The organism is Burkholderia sp. FERM BP-3421 (assembly GCF_028657905.1).
In the GTDB taxonomy this organism is placed as follows: Bacteria; Pseudomonadota; Gammaproteobacteria; order Burkholderiales; family Burkholderiaceae; genus Burkholderia.
The window spans coordinates 540980-552264 of record NZ_CP117780.1; the positions used below are offsets into that span (position 1 = coordinate 540980).

The 11285-nt window shown below is 66.2% G+C and carries 5 protein-coding genes and 1 pseudogene; 5 read left to right on the plus strand and 1 reads right to left on the minus strand.

Features of this window, described 5'->3' with window-relative positions:
- The first annotated feature begins 457 nt into the window (after window positions 1-457).
- Together Bsp3421_RS03160 and Bsp3421_RS03165 are read left to right on the plus strand one after the other, a co-directional pair.
- Window positions 458-3121: a GH92 family glycosyl hydrolase gene (locus Bsp3421_RS03160; protein WP_273995370.1), complete on the plus strand. Its 2664-nt coding sequence runs from the start codon at window positions 458-460 to the stop codon at window positions 3119-3121.
- Between the two features lie 276 nt (window positions 3122-3397).
- Window positions 3398-6121: a GH92 family glycosyl hydrolase gene (locus Bsp3421_RS03165; protein WP_443111411.1), complete on the plus strand. Its 2724-nt coding sequence runs from the start codon at window positions 3398-3400 to the stop codon at window positions 6119-6121.
- 142 nt (window positions 6122-6263) lie between these two features.
- Here Bsp3421_RS03165 and Bsp3421_RS03170 read toward each other — a convergent pair whose 3' ends face one another.
- Window positions 6264-6554: a hypothetical protein gene (locus tag Bsp3421_RS03170; protein WP_273995371.1), complete on the minus strand. Its 291-nt coding sequence runs from the start codon at window positions 6552-6554 to the stop codon at window positions 6264-6266.
- Window positions 6555-6723: 169 nt separating this feature from the next.
- Between Bsp3421_RS03170 and Bsp3421_RS03175 the strand changes: the two genes are divergently transcribed.
- The 3 genes and pseudogenes from Bsp3421_RS03175 to Bsp3421_RS03185 all read left to right on the plus strand — a co-directional run bounded on the left by Bsp3421_RS03175 (window position 6724) and on the right by Bsp3421_RS03185 (window position 9532).
- Window positions 6724-7290 (plus strand): cysteine dioxygenase, encoded by a 567-nt coding sequence (locus Bsp3421_RS03175; protein WP_273995372.1) that lies wholly within the window; start codon window positions 6724-6726, stop codon window positions 7288-7290.
- A 69-nt stretch (window positions 7291-7359) separates the two neighbouring features.
- Complete coding sequence (locus Bsp3421_RS03180; RefSeq protein WP_273995374.1) at window positions 7360-8985, plus strand: rhodanese-related sulfurtransferase; 1626 nt, start codon at window positions 7360-7362, stop codon at window positions 8983-8985.
- 165 nt (window positions 8986-9150) lie between these two features.
- Window positions 9151-9532: pseudogene (locus Bsp3421_RS03185) on the plus strand (hypothetical protein).
- The last annotated feature ends 1753 nt before the right edge of the window (window positions 9533-11285 follow it).

Genomic DNA, 11285 nt, shown 5'->3' on the forward strand with positions numbered 1-11285 from the left:
GATCGCGAGGCGCCTGGGCTCGGGGTGCTCCCGCGCGCCGTCGCGCGGGCGGCAGGGCGAACCGGTTCCTTGAGACCATGCCGCAGTCTTATCGCCTGCCAAGATCCAGGTGTCGCCGGCAGGGGCCCCGCGCGCCGCTGACGGTGCGCGGCCAGCGTGTCGCGCGGACTGTGTCGCCGTGGTCGATACGTGCAAGGCCGCTGGATTGCCCGACTGGATGCAAGAGGTCCCGGCGCGATCGCGCGGGCCTGATTGCGCCGCCGATTTTATTCATTCGTCGAGTCTCCCCGCGCATGCGTCACGGAGGGGGCGGTCGATATCGCGTGCTGTTCCCGTTGTTTAAGTAAACACAATAAAAATCAGGGAAACTTCGCGATAGCCGGTGTGTAGGCTTTCGAGGCATGCTACTGTAAGAAAAGACAGCTTCTGTTATCGAAAATATATTTAGGAAACCAAAATGCGTAACGGAATGTTCCAGGCGGCGACGGCGGCCGTGATGGCGGCGTTGGCCATATCGGGGTGCGGAGGCGACTCCCTGGATGCGGCGCCGGCTTCGTCTGCGGTGGTGACCGGCAACACGACGGCGACCGTTCCGGGTGATAGCGCATCGGCCGGCGCGACGAGCGGCGCGAACGGTTCGACCGGTTCGAATGGAAACGGTGGAGCCGACGGCGCGGCGCCCCCGGCGCGGACGGACATTCCCGGCCTGACGAAATTCGTCAACGTCCTGATCGGTACCGGCGCCCCGGACGCGGGCGGGCTCTATCCGGGCAACGTGAATCCCGCCGCGCAGGCGCCGTTCGGCATGGTCAGCTTCGGGCCGGACACGCCGGGCAGCCGGAGCCCCTGGGGCAACGGCTCGGGCGGTTACTATTACGCCGACACGACGATCGATTTCTTCAGCCTCACGCATCTGTCGGGACCCGGCTGCCGCGGCCAGGGCGCTGTCGCGATGATTCCGGGCGGGCGTTCCCTGTCGTTCTCGCACAAGGACGAGGTGGCATCGCCCGGCTATTACCGCGTGAAGACCGGCAACGGCATCCTCAACGAACTCACGGCGACGACCCGCACCGGCATGGCGCGCCTGACCTATCCGGCCGGCGCGTCGCCGAACCTGGTGATCAATGCGTTGCGCAGCAACGGCATGAAGTCGGGCGTTGCGCCGAGCCTCGTGGACCTCAAGGTCGACGTCGCGGCGGGCGTCGTGTCCGGCAAGACGGTGGTCGGCGCGTTCTGCGGCGGCACCTGGTACAAGCCGGTGTACTTCTACATCAAGCTCGATACGCCGCTCGATCCGGCCGCGACCAAGGTCGCGCCCGGCGTGGCGACGCTCGTGTTCGCGCCGAAGGCGGGCGGCGGTGCGACGACCGTGCAGCTGAAGGCCGGCATTTCGTCGGTCAGCGTGGCGAACGCCCAGCTCAATCTGACGAAGGAGAACCCGGGCTGGTCGTTCGACACGACGCGGAACGATCTGGACGCAGCGTGGAACAGCCGGCTCAACACGATCCAGCTCGACCTCGCGCAACCGAATGCCATGAAGAGCCTGGGCAGTGCGCAGGCCAGGACGGCAAGCGACCACGTCACGCAGTTCTATACCGCGCTGTATCGCACGCTGGCCGGGCCGACCGTCTATAGCGACGTGAACGGCGAGTACCGGAGCATGCGCCAGCTCAACCTCGGCGATCCCGGCAACACGGCGCCGCAGCGCGAGACGGCCAACGTGTCGCAGGATCCGGTTCCCGATCAGCCGCGGGCGTACCGCACGCACTATTCCAGCTTCTCGCTGTGGGACACCTATCGATCGGTGACGCAGTTGCAGGCGCTGCTGTTTCCCGGCGAAGCGAGCGACATGATGCAGTCGCTCGTGGTCGATGCGAAGCAGTGCGGCGCGTTTCCCCACTGGGTCGACGGCAGCGACGACACCAAGCCGATGGAAGGCGACCATGCGCCGAACGTGATCGCGGGCGCCTATGCGTTCGGCGCGCGCGGCTTCGACCTCGCGGCCGCGCGCAAGTACATGCTGCAATCGGCGTTCGGCACGGGCGGTCCGGGCAGCGCGTTCGTCGAGGGCGCGTGCAACAACCTGGGCAGCGTCGACGACAGCGCCGGCGTGAGCACGGTCAGCGACTTCTATTTGAAGAACGGCTATGTCTCGACCAATGTGGCGGGGGACCACCACGCGGGATCGATGACGCTGGAGCTGAGCACGACGGACGTATCGGTCGGCAATTTCCTGGCCGCGCTCGGCCGGGCGGAGGATGCGGGCAGCGTCGCCGCGCTGCGCAGGCGCGGGCGCAACTGGATCAATATCTTCAACGCGGACATCCCGGCAAACAGCGGCTACTACGGCGAATCGAAAGGGCTCGTCACGAAGGATTCGAGCGGCCAATGGGATTTCAGCGAGAACAATAACCGTGGCTTCCACGAGTCGACCGAGCCGAACTACACCTGGACGATCGGTCACGACTACGCGGAGCTGATCAAGCAGCTGGGCGGCAACGCGGCGGCGATCGCGCGCCTGAACACCCTGTTCGGCCTGAGCCAGACCGATCCGTTCAACGGCCCCCTGCCGAGCGCGGCGACGCTCAACAGCGGCGAATCGGGCAGCACGCTCTATATCGGCAACGAGCCCGCATTGCAGACGCCGTGGGCCTACAACTGGGCGGGCAGGCCGCAACTCACGCAACGCGTGATCCCGGTGGTGATGACGAAGACGTTCTTCAACACGCCCGGCGGCCTGCCCGGCAACGACGACTTCGGCGCGACCTCCGCGTTCTATCTGTGGGCGAGCCTCGGCCTGTATCCCGTCATTCCGTCGGCGCCCGGCATGGCCATGTCCACGCCGCAGTTCAAGGGCATGACGATCTGGCTCGCCGACGGCACGAAGAAGCTGCGCATCGAGGCGGACGACGAGGCGCTGCTGAACGGCAAGCCCTACATCAAGTCGGTTCGGTTGAACGGCAAGACCTACCCGGGGTCGTGGCTGCCGCTGGCGGCCATCGCCGGCGGCGGCACGCTGACCTATACGTTGTCGGCCACCCCGACGAACTGGGCGGCGGACCCGTCGCTGGCGCCGCCGTCCGGCCCCGGCGCCGACTATACGAAGCCGGGAACGAAGTAGCCGCCTTCACTTTGCCGCGCGGCGAGCCTGGGGTCCGGGAGGCGGTCGATGGCCGCAGCCGGGCCGCCTGCTCGAACCCGAATCCCGAATCCCGAATCCCGAATCCCGAATCCCGAATCCCGAATCCCGAATCCCGAATCCCGAATCCCGAATCCCGAATCCCGAATCCCGAATCCGGATGCCGCGTCGGCGCGCCTGGGGGCATGGCGTGCCGAACGAGGGGGGCGCAGCGGCGGCGGGCCGGATCGGCGTCCTCCCACACAACCGTCACCCGTCATGAAACGGAGGCATGGAATGCGCCACACATCGAAATCCGCCGGCATGCTCCTGGCACTGAGCGTCGGCGTCGCGTCATGCGGCGGCGATCTCGAGTCGACGCCGCTTGCCGCGACGAGCGCCGCATCACCCGCTGCCGTAGCGGGCGCTTCCGATACCGGGGCAGGAAGCGATGCGCATGACGAGACTTCGGCTTCGATGGGCGGGGGAGAGGCGGCGTCGCCGACGCGGACCGTCGATCCGACGCGCGTCCTCCGAAGCGTCGACCCCATGATCGGGACGTCGAACCTGGACATCGCCGCGAACTGGAGCAGCGGAATACGCGGGCATGGCCACACCTACCCGGGGGCGACGGTGCCGTTCGGCATGGTTCAGCTGGGACCGGACACGGCGGGCGGGCCCAGCGCCTTGCCTTATGACTGGGATCGCACGGCCGGCTACCAGTACGACGACCCCTGCATCACCGGATTCACGCACACGCATCTGTCCGGCGCGGGCATCGGGTCGGGCGGCGAGGTCCGTTTCCTGCCGACGCTCGCGCCGGTCGACAAGGCGACGCTGGCCAAGATCAACGGGACGTCCGCGACCTACAACGCGCGTTTCAGCCACGCCGACGAAAGCGCCGGACCGGGATACTATCGCGTGCGCATCTCGCCCGAAGGAACGGGCAATCCTCCCTGGAACGTCAAGGGCGCCGCGATCCTCGCCGAGATGACGGCGACCTCGCATGCGGGCGTGCATCGCTATACCTACTTCCCGAGCGCGGCCGCGCAAAAGCGGAGCATGATCGTCAGCATCGCCAAGCCGATCGGCGGCTCGCTCAAGAGCGGGAAAATCCAGGTCACGGATGATCGGACGATCTCCGGATGGCAGATCACCGACAACTGGGCGAACAACAAGCCGACGTATTTCGTGGCGCGGTTTTCTCAGCCGTTCGATCGCGACGTCGTGATCAGCCAGGACGGCGGCACCGCCTACCTGACGTTCGCGGCGGCGGCGTCCGGTTCAGCGTCGTCCCTGACCGTCAACGTCGGCATCTCGCCGTCGGGAGTGGCCGACGCCGCGGCGAATCTGTCCGCCGAAGTCGGCGCGAAGCCGTTCGACGACGTGAAGAGCGGGGCCGAACAGGCATGGGCCCGGGTGCTCAACCGCGTGCAGATCCAGGGCGGCACCGAGGACCAGCGAACCGCGTTCTATACCTCGCTTTATCATGCGATGCTCGGTCCGACGCTCTACAACAATGCGGACGGCAGCTACGTCGGCATGGATTCGGTCAACGACAGCCGAACCGCGCCGCCGACGACGAGCAAGCATGCGAATCCCGGGTTCGACTATTCGTCCTCCTTCTCGCTGTGGGATACGTTCCGCGCCCAATCCCCGTTGATGACCTTGATCCAGCCGGAACGCGTCGACGGCTGGGTCCGGTCGCTGCTGGCGCAGTTCAAGCAGAACGGCAAGGGCGAGCTGCCGGTCTGGCCGCTGGCTCAAACGGAAACCTTCACGATGGCCGGCCATCCGGCTATTCCGTTGATCGCCGACGCTTACCTGAAGGGCCTCACGAATGCGGGCACCGACGAGGTCTGGACCGCGCTGACCACCACGCAGGGGGCCAGCGCGCACGGTTTCGATCAGTATCGAACCCGCGGGTATGTTTTTTCCGGAAGCAATGCCTCGGTCTCCACGACGCAGGATTACGCCTTCGCCGACTGGGCGACCGCCGCGGTCGGCAAGGCGGCCGGCAAGGATACGTCGGCTTTCACGGCTTACCTGAAGCGCAGCCTCAACTACCGCAACGTGTACAACCCGACGAAGAACAATGGCTGGATATTTGCGCAACCGAAGGGCAGCACGGGCGCTTGGGGCGTTCCCTTCGATCCGGCCGGCGCGGAGAAGGACGACTATTCCGAAGCGAATTCATGGATCGACACCTGGAACGTGTTTCACGATTTTCCGGGGCTTATCGCCGTCCTCGGCGGCAAGGCGCGATTCGCCGCCCAACTCGATCAGACGTTCAATCCGAAGAACCCGCTCGGCTTCCGCTTCGGGCAGGGCTTCCCCGATCTCACCGGCCGGATCGGCCAGTTCGTCGCGGGCAACGAGCCGGCCAATCAGCTTCCCTATCTGTATGACGTGATCGGCGCGCCGTCCAAGACGCAAGACCTCGTGCGCACCGTGATGGACGACATGTATTCGCTCACGTTGACCGACCGCGATCGCGCCGAGCTGAGCCGCGCCAGCCTGAAGGCGGCCCAGGACGATCCGCGCAGAGTGCGGGCGTCGGCGATTCCCGGCAATGACGATTTCGGCCAATTGTCCGCCTGGTACGTGCTGTCGGCGCTGGGCATTTATTCGCTCAATCCGGTGGGCGGCGTGTACTACTTCGGCACCCCCTTGTTCGCGGAAGCGAGCATCGACATTCCGGTCGCGTCCTCCGCCGCATCGGGCGGCGCCCTGACGTTCGGCCAGGTGCGCCGCTTCACCATCACGGCGCACACGACGAGCGGCGCGCCGCCGTCGAAGGCCAATCGCTATGTGCAGTCGGCCACGCTCAACGGCAGCCCCTTGCATCGCCCCTACATCACGCACGATGAAATGCGGGCCGGCGGCAAGCTCGACTTTGTCATGGGCCCGACGCCGAACGATGCCTGGGTCGACCAATGGGATGGCACCGACCCGAACAGCGCTTTCGCGCCCTCCGTGGTTTTCGGTGGGGGGCGGCTCTAGGAAGGCCGGATCCGGTCGACGGGCCGCCGTCGCCGCGCCGAATGCGGTCGGTGCGGCGGCGCGTGGACGAACGGCTTGGCACACCGGCGGAAGCGCCGGCCGGAGTGAGCGCGTCTTCGCACCAGGGCGGGATAGGCGTTGCTCATCGGGTTTCATGTCTGCTGCCCGCTGCCCGCTGCCCGCTGCCCGTTCGCGCAACGCGGCGATTTCGCGCAGGCTCGCGCTGAGCCATGCCGTCCACGCCGCCCCACGCCCCACGCCCCACGCCCCACGCCCGGAACGCCCGGAACGCCCAGAACGCCCAGAACGCCCAGAACGCCCAGAACGCCCAGAACGCCCAGAACGCCCAGAACGCCCAGAACGCCCAGAACGCCCAGAACGCCCAGAACGCCCAGAACGCCCAGAACGCCCACACCGCCCACACCGCCCACACCGCCCACACCGCCCAGCGGTGTGATGGCGGGCTGCATCATCGGAGGCTGGCCCGGCAACCCGGCTGCGGATACCCGTCGCCTCCGCATCGATATCGCCAATCTTCATATGTGTCGCACATGGCGTTTCAGGTGCATCATGGCGGTCCATCCCATTCGAAGAGGCGGTCGATGAGCGGGCCTTCGTTACATGAGACGTCGTTGCGCCCGTTGATCGACGGGCTGGATGCGCTCTTCGCGTCCGGCGCGAACGAGGCGCGCCTGCTTGCCGAGGGCGGGGCGCTGCTTGCCGCGCTCGTCGCACGCGACGACTGGCTGCCCGACGCGTTCGCGCAACCCGACCCCGAGCGCTACCGCCAGTACCTGCTGCATCTCGATCCCGACGCCCGTTTTTGCGTCGTCAGTTTCGTATGGGGTCCCGGCCAGACGACGCCGATCCACGACCATACGGTGTGGGGCTTGATCGGCATGCTGCGCGGTGGCGAGTTCTCGCAACCGTATCGGCTCGACGCAGCGGGTCGGCCCGTGCCGTCGGGCGCTGCGGTGCGGTTGCGGCCGGGCGCGATCGAGGCCGTGTCGCCGCGTATCGGCGACATCCACCGCGTGACCAATGCGTGCGCGGATCAGGTGTCGATCAGCATTCACGTGTACGGCGCGGACATCGGCAAGGTCAGGCGCGCGGTCTACCTCGACGATGGCACCGTGAAGCCGTTCGTGTCGGGTTACTCGAATGCGTGATGCGTGACGCGTGACGCGCGCGTCGATCCGGGCTTCTCTTCCCCTTTCTCACCGACTTCAACCGATATCGTGACGCCATCCGCCGATTCCACTTCCCGCTTTTCTGTCGCGTCCTGCCAGGACGTGCGCGCGCGTCTGCTCGCCCGCGACGAGATCGCGCTGCTCGACGTGCGCGAGGAGGATCCCTACGCGCAAAGCCATCCGCTGTGGGCGGCCAATTTTCCGCTGTCGAAGCTCGAACTCGACGCGTGGACGCGGATCCCGCGCCGCACGACGCCGATCGTCGTCTATGGCGAGGCCGACGGCGAGGATCTCGCGCCGTGCGCCGCGGAGAAACTCGCGCAACTCGGCTATACCGACGTGCGGCTGCTCGAAGGCGGCCTCGCCGGCTGGCGCGCGGCGGGCGGTGAGCTGTTCATCGACGTGAACGTGCCGAGCAAGTCGTTCGGCGAGTGGGTCGAGGCCGAGCGGCATACGCCGTCGCTGTCCGCGCAGCAGGTGAAGGCGCTCGTCGATGCGCGGGCGGACGTGGTGATCGTCGATGCGCGCCGCTTCGACGAATATCAGACGATGAGCATCCCGACCGCGACGAGCGTGCCGGGCGCGGAACTCGTGTTGCGCGTGCGCGCGCTCGCGCCGGACCCTGCGACGCAGGTGGTCGTCAACTGCGCGGGCCGCACGCGCAGCATCATCGGCACGCAGTCGCTGATCAACGCGGGGCTGCCGAATCCGGTGGCCGCGCTGCGCAACGGCACGATCGGCTGGACGCTGGCGGGTCAGGCGCTCGACCGCGGCGCGGCGCGGCGTGGTCCCGACGCGATCGACGCGGCGTTGCGCGCCGACGCGCGCCGCGCGGCGCGTGCGGTGGCCGAGCGGGCCGGCGTGCCGCGCATCGCGTTGGCCGAGGTCGCCGCGCTCGACACGCCGGCCCGCACGCTGTACCGCTTCGACGTACGCACGCCGGAGGAATACGCGGCGGGTCATCTGCCGGGCTTTCTGAGCACGCCGGGCGGCCAGCTCGTGCAGGAGACCGATCATCACGCGGCCGTGCGCGGCGCGCGGATCGTGTTGGCCGACGATGACGGCGTGCGCGCCGACATGACCGCCTCGTGGCTCGCGCAGATGGGCTGGGATGCGAGGGTGGTCGAGCCGGCCGACGCCGCGGCGCGGGTCGAGCGCGGCGAGCCGCCGCGCGACGCGCCGGCGCCGCCGCATGCGTCGGAGGTGTCGCCCGCGGCGCTCGCCGCTTGGCTGGCGCAGGCCGCGCCCGGCGAGATCGCCGTGATCGATGTGACGGCGAGTGCGAACTACGTGAAGCGCCATGTCCCGGGCGCGTGGTTCGCCGTGCGCGCCCGGTTGCGCGATGCGCTCGCGGCGATCCCGGTCGCGAAGCGCTACGTTTTCACGTGCGGATCGAGCCTGCTTGCGCGGTTCGCGGCGGCCGATGCGCGCGCGCTGCTGCCGGCCTCGGCGCAGATCGCGGTGCTGGCGGGCGGCACGGCGGCGTGGAGCGACGCGGGGCTGCCGCTCGAGCACGGCGAGACGCGGCTCGCGTCGCCGCGCGTCGATCGCTATCGGCGGCCGTACGAGGGCACCGACAACGCGGCCGCCGCGATGCAGGCGTACCTCGACTGGGAGTACGGGCTCGTGGATCAGTTGAAGCGCGACGGCACGCATCATTTCACGGTGATCTGAGGGCGCGGGCGGGCGGTTGCGCCGGCCGGTTCGCGCGCGGCCGGGCAAGCGCGCGAGGTCGGACGCGCCGGCGAGGCACGCTTCGATGGCGCGCCTCGGGGGAAGCCGCCGTCATCCGGCGTTCGGATGGCGGGGCGGCAGGTTGTTCGTCGTTACAAGTGAGCCATGGTGACAAAAATCCCGGTGAGCACGTGGGCAACGGTCCTCGCCTTGTGCGCGGGCTGCACGATGATGCCCGTTCATGGGCAGGGCGTGGCGAACTTGTCGGCATCTGAACGAGGCGGCCGGCGGGCCCGATGACAATTTCAGGCCGCTGCTTGCCGCGACGGTCATTGGACCGGGGCGCGCGTATTTCCATTCCGCCCCGGCCTCCCCGTGCATGATGAAGCGGACATTCATCGTTCCTGGCGACACCGTGACCGTCTACAAGCCCTACCAGAAGTGGTATCAGGTGATGTATGTGAACGACAAGACGGGAGAGGCGGTGGAGGGGTGGATCGCGGAAAGCCGTTTGCGCCTGGGCGGTAGCGTGGGGGGCGATCAATAGTCGAGGCGTGCGGTGGCGTCACCGGGCCGGCGTCCGGCGCGTCGGGCGAAGGATTGCGTCGGGCGTTTCGGCGCGAAGCGGCCGCCGCGCCGGCTGCGACAGCGCCCGGCATCAGCCGGGATCGGAGTCCGATGCATGCGCCTTGGCGGCGGGCGCGAGGTAGCGGGTCGCATGGTCGGGATTGATCCTCTCGGGGAATGACTTGCCCCGCGTGCCGCGCAGATCCGCTTGGCCGTTCCTGCCGCGGCATCATCGGCGCGGCCGTTCCATGAGCGTTCGCTGACGCGGATCGCGTCTCCATCGCGTCGGTTCACAACGCCGCCGCGTGGGCGGAGCGCTGGTCGCCCTCATGGCCCGACTGGATCGAGATCGTTCCGTCCGAAGCGGCGGCGGATCGGCGTCAAGGTGAATACGTGACGGCGTCATTCATGTTTCATGACGCATCATCGTAAGGAATCCGATGCATTGGATCATGGCATGCGTTGCTTGCCTGCGCGGTTCGAGGATGGAGAGATAGCGCGACATCGGCGGATGCGTGCCGCGCAGGCGAACCGGCTTGGCGTGACGATCAGCCAAACGGATCGAGCCGGAGTGGGCTGGCGCTTGGCTGCGCGAGAACGCCGTCCCGCGATTCGATGGAGCGCGTCCGGATATAGAGCGCTTCCCGGCGGCTCAACGCCAAGATCGATCGTCCCGAGCGATGCGCACTGAATCCGAACAAAACCGGAAAGGGCGAGCGTTTCCAGAGGGCGCGGGATGATGCGCATGGCAGGCGATCCGGATCTTCGCTCGCCCGGGCAGAGTGAAGATCCTTTTCAGATCGATTGTTCATCTTTTTTGGGCGACATCGACGACTCTCATTTCAAGGAGATGAATTATCGAATTTAAAACAAATGACTTTTGAAATAATTTTATCGATGCTCTGGTGTTGTGCTCGTGGAAGTTTTCATGGAGTCGAATTGTTTCATTTAATTTGAATATGCATATTTGATACAGATATATCGACAGCGGCGGCTTAAAAATGATAATCTTGCGACCATGTTCGGTTTTAAACGAAATGCTCGCTTTATCGTGCATGATGTGTCTTGAATTGAAAATGTACGCATGTCTTTATTGTGATTCTTGAAATATTTTGCATGTCTTTATTGAGGGGCGTCGGCGGTCTTGAACGGTAGGCCGGGCAGGGCCGGCGCTCCTGAAAAGTCGCGGCTTGAGCCCGCGGCGCATCGTGGCGTGAAACGATTTCGCGTTTAACGAACGGATTGGGTGTCGATGATCGAGGGATTGATTTGATTCAACGAAGAATTTAAATGCATGAGCTTGCGTTGATTCATGGTTTGTTCAATGAAGTGCGGCATTCCGGGGTGCGATTTCATTAAGCTGGATTCGATGCCCGCCGTGTTGTGCCATCGGTAGAGCATGCCGCATTTCGCATCGCCGGCAACACCGCAGTCTGTCGATTGCCGCCGGCCTTGATGCCAAGCCGGCCCGCGCCAAGCATTCGTTTGCGCGTCGCATGGGCCCGGCTCATCCCGGGTTGCCGAGTCAACCACTCATCCTCACAACAACAAATCCACGATCCGGCTGACCTGGTCACGTCGGCCGGGCGTGATCGTGTCCGAGACACGCATAGGGCGCCGATCCAGGCGGCGTCATGGCGGTTCGCTGGCATTCCTGGGCGGTTCTGGCGTTCCGGATGTCGGCTTTTATATTCGCATACCTAAGTAATGTCGAGTCAACAAGGAGATTTTCG